Genomic DNA, 19,994 nt, shown 5'->3' with positions numbered 1-19,994 from the left:
GTGCAGGCAAACGGGAGGCGGAACGCGATGCGATCAAAGACAAGAACAACCGTGTCGAGCGCGGGCGGGATGCGGTTCGTGATGGCCGCGGCGCTGGCGATCCCGCTGACCGGCTGCGCCGCAACGATGGGCGGTGGTGACGCCGGCTGCGCCTCCTACGCCGAGGCGCGGCTCGCCCGGCCGCCCGCCGAGACTGTCGCAGCCGTGCCGCCGGACTGGGCGAGCTGGATCGCCGATCTCGACGACCGAATGACGGGAACCTGCCGATGAAATCCCTCTCGCCCGAGCTTCAGGCGCATCTCGACGAGGGCACGACGACGCTCGCCTGGTGCTGGCGCATCACCCGTGCCGACGGCGTCACCTTCGGCTTCACCGATCACGACCGGACGCTGAGCTTCGACGAGACCGACTTCGAGCCCGAGAGCGGGTTGACCGCCTCCGAGGTCCGCTCGGGCTCGGACTTGTCGGTGGATGCGCAGGACGCGGAAGGCGTGCTGACCTCGGACCAGATCACCGAGACCGACATTCTTGACTGCCGATGGGACAACGCCGAGGTCGAGGTCTGGCGGGTGAACTGGGCCGACACTGGCCAGCGCGTGCTGATGCGGCGCGGTGCCATCGGCCAGATCCGGCGCGGGCGGCTCGCCTTCGTCGCCGAGGTGCGCTCGCTCGCCCATGTGCTGGGCCAGACGGTGGGACGGACCTTCCAGGCGACCTGCGACGCGGCGCTCGGCGATGCGCGCTGCGGAGTGGACATCGAAAATCCCGCCTTCAGCGGCACCGGCGCCGTCATCGATCTCCTGCGCGACAGGGCCTTCACCGCCTCTGGCCTCGGCGGCTTCGCCTCCGGCTGGTTCACCTTCGGCACGCTGAACTGGACGAGCGGCGCAAATGCGGGGCGGCGCACCGAGGTGCTGGGCCATGACGTCACGGATGGCATTGCCGTGCTGACGCTCCTCGAGGCGCCGGTGCGCGCGATCGCCGAGGGCGACGGTTTCACCATCCGCGCGGGCTGCGACAAGCGCATGGAGACCTGTGGCGCGAAGTTCGCGAACACCGCCAACTTCCGGGGTTTCCCGCACATCCCCGGCCAGGACGCCGTGCTGCGCTACGCCACGAAGGACGGCGGCCACGAGGGAGGGGTGCTGTGACGCAACCCCTCGCATCGGCCGACCCGACGCGCGTCATCTCCGTCGCAGGCTCCTGGCTCGGCACACCGTACCACGACCAGGCCAGCCTGCGCGGTGTCGGCTGCGATTGCCTCGGGCTGGCCCGGGGCGTCTGGCGCGAGGTCGTCGGCCCCGAGCCGTTCCCGATCCCGCCCTACAGCCGCGACTGGGGCGAGACCGGGCCGCGCGAGGTTCTTGCCGAGGGCGCGGGGCGCATGATGATCGAAGTGGAACCGGCGGCGGCCGGTCCCGGCGCGCTGGTGCTGTTCCGCATGAAGCCCCGCGCCATCGCCAAGCATGTCGGGATCCTCACCGGCCCCGATACCTTCCTCCACGCCTATGAGCGGCTCGGCGTGATCGAGGAACCGCTCACCCCATCCTGGCGGCGGCGCATCGCCTTCGCCTTCCTGTTTCCGCAACGCTGAGGCCCGACCATGGCAACGCTTGTTCTCGGCGCGGCCGGTGCCGCCATTGGCAGCAGCATCGGCGGCGCGATCCTCGGCGTGAGTGCCGCCACCATCGGCGGCTTCATCGGCTCCAGCATCGGCTCGGTGGTCGACAGCTGGATCATCTCGTCGCTGGCGCCCACACAGCGCATCGAGGGCGCGCGGCTCGACACGCTCCGCATCACCTCGGCCACCGAGGGCGCGGTCATCCCGCGGCTCTATGGCCGGATGCGCATGGGCGGCAACATCATCTGGGCGACCGATTTCCGCGAGGAGACGAAGACCACCACGCAGGGCGGCGGCAAGGGCGGCGGAGGCGGCAAAGTCAAGACGACCGAGTATCTCTACTTTGCCAGTTTCGCCGTAGCGCTCTGCGAGGGCCCGATCACCGGGATCGGCCGCATCTGGGCCGACGGCAAGCCGATGGACCTCTCCGGCGTCACCTGGCGCTGGTATCCGGGCGACGAGGCGCAGACGGCGGACCCGTTCATTGCGGCGAAGATGGGCGCGGCCAACACGCCCGCCTATCGCGGCACCGCCTATGTGGTCTTCGAGGAACTGGCGCTCTCGACCTACGGCAACCGCCTGCCGCAGCTCTCCTTCGAGGTGTTCCGGCCGCTGGCCGATCCCGACACCGCCGAGGGGCTGACCCGCGCGGTCACCATGATCCCGGCCTCGGGCGAGTTCACCTATGCCACGCAGGCGATCCGGAAGACCGATGGCGGCGCAACGGTACCCGAGAACCTGAACGCGCTGGCCGACTCCACCGACATGGTGGAGGCGCTCGACCGGCTGCAGGCGATGGCGCCTGCGGTCGAGAGCGTCAGCCTCGTCGTGGCGTGGTTCGGCGACGATCTGCGCGCGGGATCCTGCAGGGTGCGGCCGGGCGTCGAGGTGTCCGCAAAGTCGACCACGCCCGCCAGCTGGTCGGTGAATGGCGTGAGCCGCGCCGGTGCCTTCCTCGTCAGCCGCGACGATCAGGATCGCCCGGTCTATGGCGGCACGCCGTCCGACTTCGCCGTGGTGCAGGCGATCCAGGAGATGAAGGCCCGCGGGCTGCGCGTGACATTCTATCCCTTCATCCTGATGGACGTGCCGCCCGGCAACAGTCTGCCGAACCCCTATTCGGACAACGCCGCCGAGACCGGCCAGCCCGCGTTTCCCTGGCGGGGGCGGATCACCTGTTCGCCTGCAGCGGGCTTCGCCGGGACCGTGGACAAGACCGGCACGGCCGCCGCGCAGGTCGCGAGCTTCTTCGGAGCCGCGACGCCCGCGAGCTTTAGTGTCTCGGGCCAGTCGGTTTCGTGGACCGGCCCGTCCGGCGACTGGGGCCTGCGGCGCATGGTGCTGCACTACGCCCATCTCTGCGCGGCGGCGGGCGGTGTCGACGCCTTCCTGATCGGCACCGAGATGCCGGGGCTGACGACGATCCGCTCGGGGGCCAGCACCTATCCCGCCGTGCAGGCCTATCGGGATCTGCTCGCCGATGTGCGCTCGATCCTCGGGTCCGGCACCAAGATCGGCTACGCCGCCGACTGGTCGGAATACTTCGGGCACCAGCCGGGCGACGGCAGCGGCGACGTGTTCTTCCACCTCGACCCGCTCTGGTCGGATGCCAACATCGATTTCATCGCGATCGACAATTACATGCCGCTCTCCGACTGGCGGGACGGGTTCGAGCATGCCGACGCGGCCGAGGGCTGGCCTGCGATCTATGACCGGACCTATCTGCAGAGGAACATCGCGGGCGGCGAAGGCTTCGACTGGTTCTATGCCTCTGCCGCCGACAGATCCGCGCAGGTCCGCACCCCGATCACCGATGGCGCGGCGGCCAAGCCGTGGGTGTTCCGCTACAAGGACCTGCGCGCCTGGTGGTCGAACCCGCACTACAATCGCCCGGGTGGGGTGGAGAGCGGCACACCGACGGCGTGGGTGCCGGAGTCGAAGCCGATCTGGTTCACCGAGCTCGGCTGTCCGGCCATCGACCGGGGCACCAACCAGCCCAACGTGTTCTTCGACCCGAAGTCGTCGGAGAGCTTCACGCCGCATTTCTCGCGAGGCTGGCGCGACGACGCGATCCAACGCGCCTACCTCGAGGCCAGCTACCTCTGGTGGGGTCAGGGCGCGAACAACCCGACGTCATCCGTCTACGGCGGCCGGATGGTCCATGTCCCCGAATGCGCCGCCTGGACCTGGGACGCGCGGCCCTATCCGTTCTTTCCGGAGCTGACCGGCACCTGGACAGACGGCCCGAACTGGCGGCTCGGTCACTGGCTGACCGGACGGCTCGGCGCGGTGTCGCTGCCGGCCCTCGTGCGCCATCTCTGCCTGCGCGCTGGGCTGGCGGAAAGCCTGATCGACGTCTCGGGCCTCTGGGGCGCGGTCGAGGGCTATGTGATCGGGGCACTCGAAAGCCCCCGCGCCTCGATTTCCACCTTGGCCCGCCACTTCGGGTTCGATGCCATCGAAACGGAGGGCGTGATCCGCTTCGTCATGCGCGGCCGCGCCTCGGTTGCGACGCTCACCATCGACGATCTCGTCGCAAGCCGCGAGGGCGAGGCCTTCGAGCTGACCCGCGGCCAGGAGACCGAACTGCCCCAGGCGCTGAAATGGCAGGTCGCCCGCGCGGACGAGGATTATGACGCAGCGCTTGTCGAGGCCCGCCGTATCACGGTCGACACCACGCGCATTGCCTCGGAAAGTTTCCCGATGGCGATCCCGCCCGAAGAGGCCGAACGCCGCTGCCGCCGCGCGCTGATGGAAGCCTGGATCGGCCGGGAGAGCGCCACCTTCCGCCTGCCGCCCTCGCGGCTAGCCCTCGATCCCGCCGACGTCATCCGGCTGGCGCATGATGGCCGTGAGGTCGAGTTCCGCCTCGTCTCCGTCGCCGATGCCGAGGCGCGCGGGATCGAGGCTGTCCGCCAGGACCGCGCCGCCTACGATCTGCCGCCCGGCGATCCCCGGCCCGCTTCGCTGGCCAGCCCCGTCGTCTTCGGGACGCCGGAAGTGGTGATGCTTGACCTGCCGCAGATCAGCGAAGACCAGCCCGCACATCGGCCCCTGATCGCGGCCCATGCCAGTCCCTGGCCGGGCGAGATCGCCGTGTTCCGCAGCGCCTCCACGGATGGCTTCGCGTTGCTGACGACCTTCGGTAGTCGGGCGCGGATCGGCACGCTGGCCTTCGACTTCTTTCCGGGGCCGACCTCGCGCTTCGATCTGGGCAACGCGCTGGTCGTCGATCTGCTGTCCGGAACGCTGGAGAGCGTGACGGACGTTGCGCTGTTCGGCGGGGTCAATGCGCTGGCGGTCGAGGCGGCAGCAGGGGTGTGGGAGATCATCCAGGCAGGCGCGGCGGAACTCATCGCCCCCGGCCGCTATCGCCTGACCCGCCTGCTGCGTGGCCAGCGCGGGACGGAATACGCGATGGGCACCCCGGCACCGGCTGGGGCGCGGGTTGTGGTCCTGGACACCGCGCTGTCATCGCTGCCCATCGCCGAAGCCGACCTCGGTCTGCCTTGGAACTGGCGCATCGGCCCTGCGGCACGGGCCGTCAGTGACGCAAGCTATGCCGCGCTGGGCTTCGCCCCCTCCGGCCGGGGGCTTGTCCCCTTCGCGCCGGTGCATGCCGAACAGCCGTGGCGAACGGCCCGCAACACGGGCGATCTGACCATCCGCTGGACACGACGGTCCCGCGCGCTGGTCGCCGATGCCTGGGAGCAGGTCGAGGTACCCTTGGCAGAGGACCTGGAAAGCTACGACGTCCAGATCCTCGACGGGGCTGCGATCAAGCGCACTCTGACCAGCAGCACGACCTCCGTCCTCTACGCCGCCGCCCAGCAGACCACTGATTGGGGCGCGCCGCTCGGGCCGGGGCAGACGCTGGCCATCCGCATCTTCCAGCTCTCGAACCGCCTCGGCCGCGGCACGCCCGCCGCGGTCACGCTGCAATTCTGATCCCAATCCACGGGAATCCCCATGTCCGACACCACGACCCATCTGGGCCTGCCGTATCTTCTGGCCGCCCAGGCGCAGAAGCACGTCAGCCACAACGAGGCGCTGCGCCTGCTCGACGCCATGGTGCAGCTCTCGGTCCTCGACCGCACGCGCACCGCGCCCCCGGCCAGCCCGGCAGACGGCAACCGCCATCTGGTGGCCTCCGGCGCGACCGGCCTCTGGGCTGGGTGGGACTTGAACGTGGCCTTCTGGGTTGACGGCGCGTGGATCCGCCTCGTTCCTCGCACCGGCTGGATGGTCTGGGTCGCGGCCGAGGGGCTGTTCCTCGTCTGGAGCGGCAGCGTCTGGGAGGTCGTGGGCGAGCCGCGCGACGTCTCCGATGCCGTGTTCAGCCTGGTGAACGATGCGGACCCAACGAAGAAGGCGACATTCTCGCTGGCGGGGATCAGCACCGGCACCACGCGGAGTTTCACCCTGCCCAACACCTCCTCTGAACTGGCAATCCTTGCAGGCACCCAGACCTTCACGGGCAACAAGACGTTTTCGGGGACTCTGACCGCCTCGGGCACGGTCACCGTCTCGGCAGCGTCCGCCAGCATCGGCACGGCCACGACGACCGCGACCTACGGAATGGGCACCGGGGCGACGACCACCGGCGTCACCAAGACCGTGAACCTCGGCACCGGCGGCGCCTCCGGATCGACCACGGTCGTGAACATCGGCTCTGCGACGGCTGGCGCAGGCGGCACGACGGTGGTGAACACGCCCACGGTCACCTTCGCCAATGCGGTCACGCAGGTCGGCATGCCGCAGGCGAACCTGACTGCTCAGCTTCTCGGCCTCGGCGGGGCCACGGCGGACAGTTACAACCGGGTTTCGGTCAACACTCCGGCACTGCTGTTCAACAACGCAGGCGCAGGCATCGAGGCCACCGTCAACAAGGCGGCCGCCGGAAACGATGCAGCTTTCGCCTTCAAGACCGGGTTTTCGGCGCGGGCGCTGATTGGCTTGCTCGGCAACGACGATTTCAGCTTCAAGGTCAGCCCTGACGGATCCACGTTCTTCGACGCGATCCGGATCGACCGCACCAGCGGCCAAGTGGAACTGCCGCAGCCGACGGTATTGCCGGGACTGGCGGCCGCGCCAACCCCGCCGCCCGCAGGCAAGGCATCGGTCTATGCCCGCAACCGCGCCGGAGCGCCGTGGATCGACGTCATGCGTCCCTCGGGACGGGATTTCCCCTTGCAGCCGCACTTCGGGGTGAACCGGATCGCAAACTGGTCGCCCTCGGTCAGCACCACGATCACGACCGAAGGCCTGCCGATCACCTCGGTCGGCACCGTCTCGCACCCGACCCTCGCCGCGACGAACCTCGCCGCCTCGATGCGGCGCTGGCGTCTGACCTCGGCGGCCGTCGTGGACTCGGTCGCCGACCAGCGCTCCGCAGGCTGGGCCTGCTGGCGCGGCAACGCGGCGGGCTTGGGCGGCTGGACCTTCGTCACCAGGATTTCGCTCACGACACTGCAGGCGACGGGCATGGGCTTCTTCGGCCTCTATGGTTCAACGGCAGCCCTTGCCACCACCCTGACACTGGCCGCAGCCATCAACTGCATTGGCATCGGCTTCCAGCGCGGGACGCACACCCGTTGGCAACTGGTCGCGAATGACGGCACCGGGGCGCCGACGCTGACCGACTTGGGCGCGAGTTTCGGTATCGCCACAGGCGGAGTGCTGACGCTGTTCATCGCCGCGCCTCCGAACGGAAGCTCTGTCTGGGTGCGGGTGGTCGACGAGGTCTCAGGCGCGGTGTTCGAGCAGGAGATCACCGCCGACCTGCCAGCCACGACGCAATTCCTATCCCCACGGCTGTTCATGAACACCGGCGCGACAGCCGCCGCCGTCGCCTACGACTGCGCCGGGGTCTACGTCGAGACGGACTTCTGATCCGGCTTGGTGGAGAACCAGCTCGTGTGAAGCCCGGGCCAGGCGACATCAGAACGGGAAGCGCCGAACGCCTCGACCGCGGCGCATCGCCCGGCCCGGATCACGGGTTCACGGTTTCAAAAAGCGGCAGGGATTCGCTGCGCCGGAATGGTTGCACAGCTAAGCGGCATCTGTCCCCTGCGGCGATGGGCACAAATCTGCACCTTGGATCAGGCCGAAATCTGAACCACGCTTTCCCCGAAGTCTCTGTTCTGGCAATGTTCCATCCTGTCTTTATGATTCCCGGACCTTCGCATGTGTAATTTGTATTCCCAGACCAAGAGCCAGGACGCCATGCGCCATGTCTTTGACGACATGCGCGGGGATGACGAGGACTTGGTCGATCTGACCGGCAACCTGCCACCCATGACCGGAATCTTCCCCGACTATCCCGCGCCGATCATCCGGCACGGGACACAGGGTGGCTGGCAATTGACCATGGCGCGCTGGGGTATGCCGACACCGCAGGTGTTTCTGGCAGGCAAGCGCACCGATCCGGGCGTCACCAATATTCGCAATGTCGCTTCGGCCCATTGGAGACGCTGGCTCGGGGTGGAGCATCGCTGCCTCGTCCCCTTCACCAGCTTTTCCGAGATCGACAGCCGCCCGGGCGCACCCCGCAACCATCCGGTTTGGTTCGCGCTTGGCCAGTATCGCCCCCTGGCCTTCTTCGCGGGCATCCGCACCGAATGGACCTCGGTGCGCAAGCTGAAGGAGGGCGAGGTAACGGCAGAGCTGTTCGGCTTTCTGACCTGCCCACCCAATGCCGAGGTCGCGAAGATCCATCCCAAGGCGATGCCGGTGATCCTGACCAGGCCCGAGGAGTGGCGGCGCTGGCTGACTGCACCGGTGGCCGAGGCCCTGCCGCTGCAACGCCCCCTGCCCGACGGTACGCTGCAGATCGTGGCGGAGGGAGTGCGGGAAGATGCGGCCTGAGACCTTGCGCCCTGAACTGGCCCACGCCGACGAATTCGACCTTTGTGGGCGACGTGTGCATGAAGCCGAAGGCCGCGGTCGCCGAACCTTTGCGCTGTTTCAGGCGGTGCGGCATCCCGGCCCGCTGGTCTGGATCCTGCCCGCCCATGTGCCGGAACTGCCGATGCTGCGCGGGTTGCCGAAAGGTGTCGGCGAACGGCTGCACCTGTTCCGCGCCGAGGGCGAGACCGATCTGCTGTGGTGCATCGAGGAGGCACTGCGCTCGGCTCCCGTCGGCCTTGTCATCGCCGAACCGGAAAAGCCCCTGTCGCTGACCGCCGGGCGTCGCCTGCAACTGGCGGCCGAGGCCGGGCGGACCACCGGCCTGATGCTGATCCGCGAAGGCGCGGGCAGCAATGCCACCGAAACGCGCTGGGCCTGTGCCCCCGTAGCAAGCCCGGCGGCGGACTCGACTCTGCATTGCTGGACCCTTAATAAGAACAAAAAGGGAACTTGCGGAAGTTGGATTGTGAACTGGAATGGCGCGACGGCTGCTGTCCATCTGGTTTCCGAGGCTGGGCAGCGACATCAGCCTGCGGAACCGCCCGGTTGAAGGGCCCCTTGCCCTGAGCCTGCGCTCGGGCAATGCCGATCATCTGCATTGCCTGAACCCCGCCGCCACGGCCCGCGGCCTGCATCGCGGCATGGCACTGGCCGATGCCCGCGCGATCTGTCCCGATCTTGCCATCCGCCCCGCTGATCTGGCGCGTGAGGCGGCGGCGCTGGTGTCCTTGCGCCGCTGGGCCAGCCGCTATGCCCCCATGATTGCCACGGATGGCGCGGACGGTCTTTTGGCCGATATCTCGGGCGTGCCGCATCTGTTTGGCGGCGAAGCCGATTTGCGCGAGGACTTGCACGCGCGACTGACGCGGGCGGGCCTGCATCCGGAAAGCGCCATAGCAGGAACCCGAGGCGCAGCCCATGCGCTGGCTCGTAACGGCGGCGGCATCGTGCCTGACGGGCGACTGATCGAGGGAATCGGTCGCTTGCCGGTGACAGCCCTCAGAGCGAATCCTGAAACGGCCGAGGCGCTGGCGCGGGTGGGTCTGGCACGTATTGCCGATTTGGCGCATTTGCCGCGCGCGCCTCTGGCCCGCCGCTTCGGGCAAGGGCTGGTTCTGCGGCTGGATCAGGCGCTCGGGCAGCGGGACGAGCCCGTTGCAGCGGAACCGGACGCCCCGCATTTTGGGGTGCGGATGACGCTCCCCGAACCGATCGGGCTGCAATCCGATGTCATGGCGGGGCTGGAGCGCCTGCTGGACCGGCTCTGCGCCAAACTCGCCCAGCATCGGATGGGCGCACGCCGGGTCCGGTTGGAGCTGCGCCGAGTTGATCGCCAATCTTCACAGGTCGAGATCGGTCTCGCCCGCCCGATGCGCGACGCGGCCCGCATCGCTGCGCTGTTTGCCAAGGGCGTGGACGAGGTGGATGCCGGTTTCGGCATTGATGCCCTTCGCCTGACTGCCCCGGTGACAGAGGCCCTTGCGCCGGAACAGATTGGTGGCGGCCAGGCGATCCGGCACGACGATGCGTTGGCTGATCTTCTGTCCTCTGTCGGCAACCGCATCGGCTTTGACCGGGTGCTGCGGCTGTTGCCTGCAACCAGCCTGATCCCTGAGCGCAGTTTCCTCTTGGCCCCGGCTGCTTATTCCGCATCCGAACCGATCCCGCATCGCGGGGGGGCGGCGCGGCCGATCTCCCTGTTTCCGCCCGAGCCGGTGACCGCCGCCTCGGGCAACCCGCCCGCGAGTTTCCGTTGGCGGCGCATGCGCTTCACCACGCTGCGCGCGCTGGGCCCAGAACGCATCACGCCGGAATGGTGGTTCGACGATCCCGCCTGGCGGTCGGGCCTGCGCGATTACTGGCGGATCGAAACCCGGGAAGGGCCGCGGCTCTGGCTGTTTCACACCCCGCAAACCCCGGACTGGCCCGCGCCCGGAGGGGCGCAGAACTGGCACGTACAGGGGGAGTTCGCATGATTCCCTACGCCGAACTTTGCGTCACATCGAACTTCACCTTCCTGACCGGCGCCTCGCATCCAGAGGAACTGGTATCGCGGGCGGCAGAACTGGGGCTGAGTGCCATCGCCATCACCGATCGCAATTCGGTGGCAGGCGTGGTGCGGGCCTTCTCCGCGCTGAAGGAACTGGCGCGTCTGCGCGACGAGGCGCGGACCGCGGCGGCAGAGGCGGGCCCAATCATCCGCTCGCAGCGCGTGACGGACCATTCCAGCCGCCAGACCGTGCCGCATTTCACCGGACAGACTGATGCCCCCGCCATGTCGGACGCGCCGCTGCCGAAACTGATCGCCGGGGCGCGTCTGGTGCTGACTGACTCCGCCGTGGAATGGCTGGCCCTGCCCACCGATCTTGCCGCCTGGTCGCGCCTGACCCGGCTTCTGTCGATTGGCAAGCGGCGCGCGGCCAAGGGCGAATGTCACCTGCAACGCGCCGATCTGGTCGAATGGGGCAAGGGCATGGTGCTGATCGCCCTTTCGCCCGACCCGCTGGACGATCCCGGCCCGAAAAGCACCCGCGGCGATCTTCGCGCCATCGGTCGCGCCTTCCCCGGTCAGTGCTTCCTGGGGGCCGCCCCGCGCTATGACGGCCGGGATCAGATCCGTTTCGACCGGATCGGCATTCTGGCGCAGGAGGTGAGCCAGCCGATGGTCGCTGTGGGCGATGTGCTGATGCACCGTTCCGCCCGTCGCCCCCTGGCCGATGTGCTGACCTGCATGCGCCTTGGCTGCACCATCGACGCTATCGGCGAACACCGGCTGGTAAATGGCGAGCGCCGTCTGAAATCCGGCGCCGAGATGGCGAAGATGTTTCACCGCCACCCCGCCGCGCTGCGCCGCACGCTGGAGATTGCCGACCGTTGCGCCTTTCGCCTCAGCGACCTGCGTTATCAATATCCCGATGAATCGGAGAACGAGCCAGCGCAGGACCGGCTGGAACGGCTGGCGCGCGAAGGTCTTCACTGGCGCTACCCTTCTGGTGCGCCGCCAAAGATCGTGCATCGCGTGGAAAAGGAACTGACCCTGATCCGCGAGGTGTACTACGCCCCCTATTTCCTGACCGTCCACGACATCGTGCAGTTCGCCAGATCGAAGGGCATCCTCTGTCAGGGGCGCGGCTCCGCCGCCAATTCGGTGGTCTGCTATCTTCTGGGCATTACCGAGGTGCCGCCCGAGTCGATCACCCTGATCTTCGAGCGTTTCATCTCCAAGGAGCGGGGCGAACCGCCGGATATCGACGTGGATTTCGAACACGAACGCCGCGAGGAGGTGATCCAGTGGATCTATGCCCGCTATGGCCGCGAGCGTGCCGGCCTGACCGCAACGGTGATCCATTTCCGCAGCCGCGCCGCCATCCGCGAGGTTGGCAAGGTCATGGGATTGTCGCAGGACGTGATCGCGCGGCTTTCCGGGCAAATCTGGGGCTGGTCCTCGGCCCCCCCCGGCGAGGACCGGCTGCGCGATGCGGGCCTATCGCTTGCCGACCGCCGCGTGCAACTGGCCGTGCGACTGATCGGCGAGATCATCGGCTTTCCTCGCCATCTTTCGCAACACGTAGGCGGCTTTGTTATCACCAAAGGCCGTCTGGACGAACTTTGCCCAATTGAAAATGCGGCGATGGACGACCGCACCATCATCGAATGGGACAAGGACGACATCGACGCGCTTGGCCTTCTGAAGGTCGATATTCTGGCGCTTGGCATGCTGACCTGCATTCACAAGGCGTTTGCGCTTCTGGATGAGCATCGCGGGCAGCAGCTGACGCTGGCCAATGTGCCGCCCGAGGATCCGTCGATCTACGATATGCTCTGCCGCGCCGATGCGATCGGGGTCTTTCAGGTCGAAAGCCGGGCGCAATTGAACTTCCTGCCCCGGATGCGGCCGCGCAAATTCTATGACCTGGTCTGCGAGGTCGCCATCGTCCGCCCCGGCCCGATTCAGGGCGGCATGGTGCATCCCTTCATCAACCGCCGCATGGGGCGCGAAAAGGTCGAAGATCTCGGTCCCGCGATGATGGAGGTTCTGGGCCGCACCTATGGTGTGCCGCTGTTTCAGGAACAGGCGATGCAAATCGCCGTTGTCGCGGCAGGCTTCACCCCGTCCGAGGCTGACCGCCTGCGTCGGTCGCTTGCCACCTTCAAACGCATGGGCACCATCGGTTCGTTCCGCGACCGCTTTGTCAGCGGAATGCTCGCGCGGGGTTATGACGCCGATTTTGCGGCGCGCTGCTTTGCCCAGATCGAGGGGTTCGGCAGCTATGGTTTTCCCGAGAGCCACGCCGCCAGCTTTGCGCGGCTGGTCTATATTTCCGCCTGGCTGAAATGCCACCATCAGGCGGTCTTCACCTGCGCGCTTCTGAATTCGCAGCCGATGGGCTTCTATGCACCTGCACAGCTGGTCCGCGACGCCCGCGATCATGGAGTGGAGGTGCGGCCCATTTCGGTCAACCACTCGTTCTGGGACTGCACGTTGGAACCGCGCCCCGATGGGGCGCTGGCCCTGCGGCTCGGCTTCCGGCAGATCAAGGGGATGAGGGAAGAGGACGCCATCTGGATCGCAGCCGCGCGCGGTAACGGCTATCCCGATGTCGAAAGCCTGTGGCGCCGGGCGGGCGTGCACGCCGATGCGCTGGAACGGCTCGCCGAGGCTGATGCTTTTGCCGCCATCGGTCTCAATCGCCGAGACTCTCTGTGGGCAGCCAAGGCGCTGAAAGCCCCTGCGCCGCTGCCCCTCTTTGGCTCCGACGGCGAGGGAGCTGCCGAACCCGACGTCAAGCTGCCCCAGATGACCCTGGGTCAGGAGGTGATCGAGGATTACCTGTCGCTGCGGCTCAGTCTTCGCGCCCATCCGATGGAGCTGTTGCGACCGCGCCTGACCGAAAGCCTGGCCCATGATCGCCTGCCACAGGCCAGTGGCCGCATCACAGTCACCGGCCTTGTCATCACCCGGCAGCGCCCCGGCACGGCGTCGGGCGTCATTTTCCTCACTCTGGAGGACGAGACCGGCACAGCCAATGTCGTGGTCTGGAAGAAGGTCTACGAGACCTTTCGCAAGGCGGTGATCGCCGGGCGGCTCGTGAGCGTGACCGGCCGGATCGAGCGCGATGGCCCGGTCACCCATCTGATCGCCGAGAGGGTCGAGGATGTTTCCCCTCTGCTGGCCACTCTGGGCCGCCCCGTCCTGATCCCGCCCAACGACGGTCGCGCCGATGAAACCAGGCGCCCGACTGGCGGCAGCAGGAGACCAACAGCGCGCCATCCCCGCGAACAGGCACGGAAGCTGTTTCCGAGTCGGGATTTCCATTGATCGGGAAAATGGAAGCACTCGCCCATCCGCAGGGCCTTCGATGGGGGCCTCTGCAAATGTTGACCAGGTGTTGACAAGAATTTCAAAAGCAAAAACCCAACGGTTTAAGTCGGGCTCCAACATTTTGATATCGTTGATTTGTTTGGTTGCGGGGGCGCGCTACCTACGAGACCGACACTCGATCCAAGCGGCCATCTGACCGACCGTATATAGCCGCCTGAAAGCACCTGAGGCGTCCGATCAATCGTGTTGAAATCTCCGCACGAAACGCGGAAATCCCAACATGACTTATACAGGATCGCAGTTGGCAAGCTGACTTGGATAGTGGTCTAGATGGGACGCCAGCCGAATACCCCATCTGAACAACCAGGCAGCATTGCGTTCATCAGGGCGGTTTGCAGCATCTGTCGCTGATCCGCCTCGGGGATAGCCAGCAAATCCGCAGGCCCGAAAATCGCACGATGGGTCACGAAACCGCTGAGAAGGCTAAGCGCGAAATGCGCCCGTCCCGGATCCGCATGGCCAAACGCCCTGCTTAGAGGCAGGGCTAGTGAAGTGCCAAAGAATTGCGCAATGATCGCCCGCGCCTCGCTGCAGAGGCTGGACTGTGTCAGTAAATGAAGCGGCCTGACATCTTCTACCTTGCGCGGATCACGCAGGAAGGCCAGATCGTAGATCCGGTTGATCATGGTCGCGCCATCGGGGTCCCCTGCGGCGATGTCATCGAGGGGCGCAAGCGCCAGCAAGGCCTGACGGAATATCTCGGCCTTCGACCCGAAGGCGCGATGGACATAGGCCACATCGACCCCAGCCGCGGCGGCGATGTCGCGCAGGCTGGTGTCGGAATAGGGCATCCGCGCGAAAAGCAGCATCGCCGATGCAAGAATGCGTTCTTTCCCGGTTGCCTGCCCCGGCATGCGGTCGGTCGAGTTGGCTGAGTTGAGCGTCCTTGGCATGGGTGGCTTGTGTTCGTCCGGTGGCTTCGACGCGAAGAAACTGAAAATGCTGCCCCGGAGCAGAGGTGCGGCAAGGTGCAGCCCACACCGGGTCGTGTTGTTTAGCTGGTTTTTCAACAGCAAACAACCAGCAGCCGCTTTTGCGCGACAATACAGGTTTTCACCCTGTCATCGAGCGTTGACAACAGGGGAGCGTAGGGCGAAAACCGCATCGGGACATGCGCGAAGCATCCATCAGCACAGCAATCAGAGGCAGATCATGGCAAAGCCCGGCAGAAACACCATTATTCTGGGCGGCCTGGCCGTTGTCGCCGTGCTTGGCTGGCTGGCCTGGGACCGGCTGCAACCCGCCGGTCTGCCGGCGGGTTTTGCCAGCGCCAATGGCCGGATCGAGGCGACCGAGGTGGATATCGCGGCGCTCACCGGCGGCCGAATCGCCGAAATCACCGCTGCCGAAGGTGACATGGTCAGCGCAGGCGATGTGCTGGTGCAGATGGACGTGGTGCAGCTGAACGCACAAAAACGTCAGGCCGAAGCGCAGCTTGCCCGCGCCGAAATCGGCGTCGAGACAGCAAGGGCGCTGGTCGCTCAGGCCGAGGCACAAGAGCGCGCGGCCCGGGCCGCGGTTGATCAGGCAGGCTCGGTTGCCGATGCCGCGTCGCGCAGGCTTGAACGCTCTGAGCAGCTTGCAAAGACCAGTGCGATCTCGCAGCAGGTGCTGGATGATGACCGCGCCCGGGACGCCCAGGCCCGCGCCGGTGTGGCCTCGGCCGAAGCCAGCCATGCGGCAGCGCTGGCGGGGGTCAGCAGCGCGCAGGCGCAGGTGGTCGATGCAAGTGCGGCCGTCGAGGCGGCAAAGGCGTCGATTGATGCGATCCAGGCCTCTCTGGACGACGCCACGCTGAAAGCGCCGCGCACGGGCCGGATCCAGTATCGCATCGCACAAGAGGGCGAGATTGTCGGCTCTGGCGGGCGGATCCTCAGCCTTGTCGATCTGGGCGATGTCTATATGACGGTTTTTCTGCCGACATCGCAGGTCGGCCGGGTGCAGGTCGGATCAGAGGTGCGCCTTGTCATGGATGCGGCGCGGGAATTCGTGATCCCGGCCACGGTTTCCTATGTTGCCGATGTGGCGCAGTTCACGCCAAAGACGGTCGAGACCGCCGATGAGCGCGAAAAGCTGATGTTCCGCGTCCGTGCCCGCATCGACCCCGAGCTGCTGTCGCGGCATATCGAATATGTCAAAACCGGCCTGCCGGGCATGGCCTATCTGCGGCTTGATCCGGATGCCGCCTGGCCTGACTTTCTTTCCAATGTCGTGAAATGACCGGCTCAGTTGCCGGGGTCTCCGGCCTGACGCTGCGCTATGGCAAGGTCACGGCGCTTGACAATGTGACGCTGGAGATCCCTGAGGGGCGCATGGTCGGGCTGATCGGGCCAGACGGGGTCGGAAAGTCCAGCCTTCTGTCGCTGCTGGCCGGGGCACGTGTGATCCAGCAGGGCAAGGTCGAGGTTCTGGGCGGCGATATGCGCGATGTGGCGCATCGCAACCGCGTCTGCCCCCGCACCGCCTATATGCCGCAGGGTCTGGGCAAGAACCTCTACCCGACGCTTTCGGTCGAAGAGAACCTTGATTTCTTCGGCTCGCTTTTCGGTCATGACAAGGCCGAACGCGAGCGGCGGATCACCGATCTGCTGGCTGCGACCGGCATGACGCCGTTCCGGTCGCGCCCGGCGTCAAAGCTGTCGGGCGGCATGAAGCAAAAGCTGGGTCTGTGCTGCGCGCTGATCCATGATCCCGATTTCCTGATTCTTGACGAGCCGACCACCGGCGTCGATCCGCTGTCGCGCCGCCAGTTCTGGGATCTGATCGACCGCATCCGCGCGACACGGCCGGGGATGAGCGTGATCACCGCCACCGCCTATATGGAAGAGGCCGCGCGCTTCGACTGGCTGGTTGCGATGAATGCGGGCCGGGTGCTGGCCACCGGCACCACCAGCGATCTGCTGTCGCGGACCGGGGCCGACACGCTTGATGCAGCCTTCATCGCGCTTTTGCCCGAAGAAGACCGGGGCGAAGACAGTGCCGTGGTGATCCCGCCGCGGACCACCGATGACAGCGATATCGCCATCGAGGCCGAGGGGCTGACGCAGCGCTTTGGCGATTTCGTGGCGGTCGACAATGTTTCCTTCCGCATCCCCAGGGGCGAGATCTTCGGCTTTCTGGGCTCGAACGGCTGCGGCAAGACGACGACGATGAAGATGCTCACCGGGCTTCTGGAGCCGAGTGAGGGCCGGGCAAAGCTTTTCGGCCATGAGGTCGATGCAAGCGATCTGTCGGTGCGCCGCCGGGTCGGGTTCATGTCGCAGGCCTTCTCGCTCTATTCCGAGCTGACGGTGCGTCAGAACCTTGATCTGCACGCGCGGCTTTTCGATATGGCGGCCGAGAAGATCCCCGCCAGGGTTGACGAGATGATCGCCCGGTTCGATCTGGGCGACGTGACCGACAGCCTGCCCGAGGCGTTGCCGCTGGGTATCCGCCAGCGGCTTTCGCTGGCGGTGGCGATGATCCATGCGCCCGAGATCCTGATCCTTGACGAGCCGACCTCGGGGGTGGACCCGGTGGCGCGCAACGGCTTCTGGCGCATTCTGGCGGAACTTTCGCGCAAGGATGGCGTGACGATCTTTGTCTCGACCCATTTCATGAACGAGGCGGAATGGTGCGACCGCATCAGCCTGATGCATGCGGGCAAGGTGCTGGTCTCGGACACCGCCGAGGGGATCACGAAAGCCAAAGGTTGCGCCACGCTGGAAGACGCGTTCATCGCCTATCTTGAAGAGGCGATTGGCGAGACGGCACCCGCCCCCGCCGCTGCGCCCGAGGCCGCGCCCGAGGCCCCCGCAGCCGGGGTGACCCATCACGCGCAGCAATCCGGCTTCAGCCTGCGGCGACTGCTTAGCTATTCGCAGCTGGAAAGCCTGCAATTGCAGCGCGATCCGATCCGGCTGACCATGGCGTTGGTCGGCAGCCTTCTTCTGATGATCGTGGTGGGGCTGGGCATCAACATGGATGTCGAGGATCTGACCTTCGCCGCCCTTGACCGCGACCAGACCACCACCAGCCGCAATTATATCGCCGATATTGCGGGATCGCGCTATTTCATCGAACAGCCGGCCCTGACAAGTTACGACGAGATCGACGCAAGAATGCGCTCGGGCGAGCTGGCGCTGGCGATCGAGATCCCGCCCGGCTTTGCCGCCGATATCGCGGCAGGCAGGGATGTGCAGGTCGGGGCCTGGTTCGACGGCGCCAACCCCAGCCGCGCCAATACGGTGCAGGGCTATGTGCAGGGCATGCATGCCGACTGGATCACACGTCAGGCGCGTCAGCTTTACGGTGACAAGGCGAGCGGCGGCAGTTTCGAACTGGTGACCCGATACCGCTACAACCCCGACGTGCGCAGCCTGAATGCGATGGTCCCGGCGATCATCCCGCTGCTTTTGCTGATGATCCCGGCGATCCTGACCACGCTTTCGGTCGCGCGTGAACGCGAACTGGGCTCGATCATCAATTTCTACGTCACGCCGGTGACGCGGCTGGAATTTCTGCTTGGCAAACAGCTGCCCTATATCGCGCTGGCCATGCTGAATTTCTTCCTGATGATGGCCATGGCGGTCACATTCTTCGCAGTGCCCTTCAACGGCAGTTTTCTGGGCTTTACCCTTTCGGCGCTGATCTATGTCACCGCGACCACGGCGCTTGGTTTTCTGGTGTCGGTCTTCATCGCAAGTCAGGTCGCGGCGCTGTTCGCGACCGCCATGCTGACGATGATCCCGGCGGTCAGCTATTCGGGTTTGATCGACCCGGTCTCTTCGCTGTCGGGTTTTGGCCGGGTTCTGGGCGAGATCTACCCCTCGACCTGGTTTATCACCGCCGCGCGGGGGGCTTTCTCCAAGGCCTTCGGAATGGCGGAACTGGCCGGGCCGATGCTGGCCATGGGCATCGCCATTCCGGTGATTATCGGGCTGGCGGCGGCCTTCCTGGAAAAACAGGCGAAGTGAGGGGCGGATGAACCTGCGCAACACCTTCAATCTGGGCGTCAAGGAATTGCGCGGGCTCTGGCGCGATCCGGTGATGCTGGTGCTGATCGTCTATTCCTTTTCGCTCTCGATCTGGACCTCTGCGAACGTCTCGCCCGAGGCGCTGACGAATGCCGCGATCTCGATCGTGGATGAGGATCAGTCGCATCTCTCCGCCCGCATCACCTCGGCCTTTTATCCGCCCTATTTTGTCGAGCCGCAGATGACCACGACGGCCGAGATGGATCGGCGGATGGATCAGGGGCTGGATACTTTTGCGCTGAACATCCCACCGGATTTCGCGCGCGATGTGCTGGCCGGAAAAAACCCGGCGATCCAGCTGAATATCGACGCGACAAGGATGAGCCAGGCCTTCACCGGCGGCGGCTATATCCAGCAGATCGTGTCCTCCGAGGTTTCGGAATATGTGGCGGGCTACCGGGCCGAGACCGCGCTGCCGGTCGATCTGGCGCTCCGCGCGCGGTATAATCCCTCGCTGGATCCGAAGTGGTTCGGCGCGATTTCCGCCGTGATCCGGTCGATCACCATGCTGTCGCTGGTGCTGACCGGCGCGGCGCTGATCCGCGAAAAGGAACATGGCACGGTCGAGCACCTGCTGGTCATGCCCGTCACCACGACCGAGATCATGTTTTCCAAGATCTGGTCGATGGGGCTGGTGGTGCTGCTGGGGTCGATCTTTTCGCTAAGTGTTGTGGTGCAGGCGCTGATGGCGGTTCCGGTGCAGGGCTCGGTCGTGCTGTTTCTTGCGGGCGCGGTGCTGATGGTTTTCGCCATGACGGGGCTTGGAATTTTCCTTGCCACCATCGCCGGGTCGATGCCGCAATTCGCGCTTTTGCTGATGATGGCGCTTTTGCCGCTGCAGGTGCTGTCAGGCGCGATGACGCCGCGGGAATCCATGCCAGAGATCATCCAGACCATCATGCTTGCAGCCCCCAACACGCATTTCATCATCCTCTCGCAGGGCATCTTGTTCCGAGGTGCGGGGCTTGACGTGGTCTGGCCCCAGTTCGCGGCGCTGGCGGCGATCGGGGTGGCGCTGTTCTGGCTGGCACTGATACGATTCAAGAAATTCCTGCGGTAAGGCATA

The 19,994-nt window shown here is 66.0% G+C and carries 13 protein-coding genes; 12 read left to right on the top strand and 1 reads right to left on the bottom strand.

The genetic code is table 11. The features are described from left to right. Nucleotides 1-27: 27 nt before the first annotated feature. The 9 genes from AC4PTB_RS13995 to AC4PTB_RS13955 all read left to right on the top strand — a co-directional run bounded on the left by AC4PTB_RS13995 (nucleotide 28) and on the right by AC4PTB_RS13955 (nucleotide 13,850). Nucleotides 28-270 (top strand): hypothetical protein, encoded by a 243-nt coding sequence (locus AC4PTB_RS13995; RefSeq protein WP_145110684.1) that lies wholly within the window; start codon nucleotides 28-30, stop codon nucleotides 268-270. Then, nucleotides 267-1,151, top strand: coding sequence for a phage/gene transfer agent baseplate hub protein (locus AC4PTB_RS13990; protein ID WP_099649428.1), 885 nt, complete (start codon nucleotides 267-269; stop codon nucleotides 1,149-1,151). The genes AC4PTB_RS13995 and AC4PTB_RS13990 overlap by 4 nt, the downstream gene beginning before the upstream one ends. Further along, complete coding sequence (locus AC4PTB_RS13985; protein ID WP_099649427.1) at nucleotides 1,148-1,594, top strand: NlpC/P60 family protein; 447 nt, start codon at nucleotides 1,148-1,150, stop codon at nucleotides 1,592-1,594. Before AC4PTB_RS13990 ends, AC4PTB_RS13985 begins: the two co-directional genes overlap by 4 nt. A 9-nt stretch (nucleotides 1,595-1,603) precedes the next feature. Next, nucleotides 1,604-5,569 carry a baseplate multidomain protein megatron gene (locus tag AC4PTB_RS13980; protein ID WP_099649426.1) on the top strand — a complete coding sequence of 1,322 codons (3,966 nt, stop codon included), beginning with the start codon at nucleotides 1,604-1,606 and terminating at the stop codon, nucleotides 5,567-5,569. Between the two features lie 21 nt (nucleotides 5,570-5,590). Next, nucleotides 5,591-7,513 (top strand): DUF2793 domain-containing protein, encoded by a 1,923-nt coding sequence (locus tag AC4PTB_RS13975; RefSeq protein ID WP_097031795.1) that lies wholly within the window; start codon nucleotides 5,591-5,593, stop codon nucleotides 7,511-7,513. Nucleotides 7,514-7,846: 333 nt separating this feature from the next. After that, the gene (locus AC4PTB_RS13970; RefSeq protein ID WP_246100380.1) at nucleotides 7,847-8,488 is read left to right on the top strand and encodes an SOS response-associated peptidase; all 642 of its coding nucleotides are present in this window, start codon (nucleotides 7,847-7,849) and stop codon (nucleotides 8,486-8,488) included. After that, nucleotides 8,478-9,080, top strand: a complete 603-nt coding sequence (locus AC4PTB_RS13965; RefSeq protein ID WP_051294656.1) for an ImuA family protein — start codon at nucleotides 8,478-8,480, stop codon at nucleotides 9,078-9,080. Before AC4PTB_RS13970 ends, AC4PTB_RS13965 begins: the two co-directional genes overlap by 11 nt. After that, on the top strand, nucleotides 9,007-10,506 hold the full coding sequence (locus AC4PTB_RS13960) for a Y-family DNA polymerase (RefSeq protein WP_492190515.1): 1,500 nt from the start codon (nucleotides 9,007-9,009) through the stop codon (nucleotides 10,504-10,506). Before AC4PTB_RS13965 ends, AC4PTB_RS13960 begins: the two co-directional genes overlap by 74 nt. Next, nucleotides 10,503-13,850, top strand: coding sequence for an error-prone DNA polymerase (locus tag AC4PTB_RS13955; RefSeq protein WP_492190514.1), 3,348 nt, complete (start codon nucleotides 10,503-10,505; stop codon nucleotides 13,848-13,850). The genes AC4PTB_RS13960 and AC4PTB_RS13955 overlap by 4 nt, the downstream gene beginning before the upstream one ends. Before the next feature lie 329 nt (nucleotides 13,851-14,179). Here AC4PTB_RS13955 and AC4PTB_RS13950 read toward each other — a convergent pair whose 3' ends face one another. Beyond that, nucleotides 14,180-14,806 (bottom strand): TetR/AcrR family transcriptional regulator, encoded by a 627-nt coding sequence (locus AC4PTB_RS13950; RefSeq protein WP_492190513.1) that lies wholly within the window; start codon nucleotides 14,804-14,806, stop codon nucleotides 14,180-14,182. Between the two features lie 259 nt (nucleotides 14,807-15,065). Here AC4PTB_RS13950 and AC4PTB_RS13945 point away from each other — a divergent pair, with 259 nt between their 5' ends. From AC4PTB_RS13945 to AC4PTB_RS13935, 3 genes are read left to right on the top strand one after another with little or no spacing between them, the layout of a single operon-like run. Then, nucleotides 15,066-16,133: an HlyD family secretion protein gene (locus AC4PTB_RS13945; RefSeq protein ID WP_035745651.1), complete on the top strand. Its 1,068-nt coding sequence runs from the start codon at nucleotides 15,066-15,068 to the stop codon at nucleotides 16,131-16,133. Further along, entirely contained in the window at nucleotides 16,130-18,868 is a 2,739-nt protein-coding gene (gene rbbA / locus AC4PTB_RS13940; RefSeq protein ID WP_492190512.1) for a ribosome-associated ATPase/putative transporter RbbA, read from the top strand. Before AC4PTB_RS13945 ends, rbbA begins: the two co-directional genes overlap by 4 nt. Nucleotides 18,869-18,875: 7 nt before the next feature. Beyond that, a complete protein-coding gene (locus tag AC4PTB_RS13935) occupies nucleotides 18,876-19,988 on the top strand; it encodes an ABC transporter permease (protein WP_068767091.1) in 1,113 nt (370 codons plus the stop codon). The last annotated feature ends 6 nt before the right edge of the window (nucleotides 19,989-19,994 follow it).

The sequence above is a fragment of the Rhodobacter sp. 4.3.4 genome (assembly GCF_058724655.1).
The sequence above is the reverse complement of the archived record's forward strand: the minus strand, read 5'-3'. Positions and strand labels throughout refer to the sequence as shown.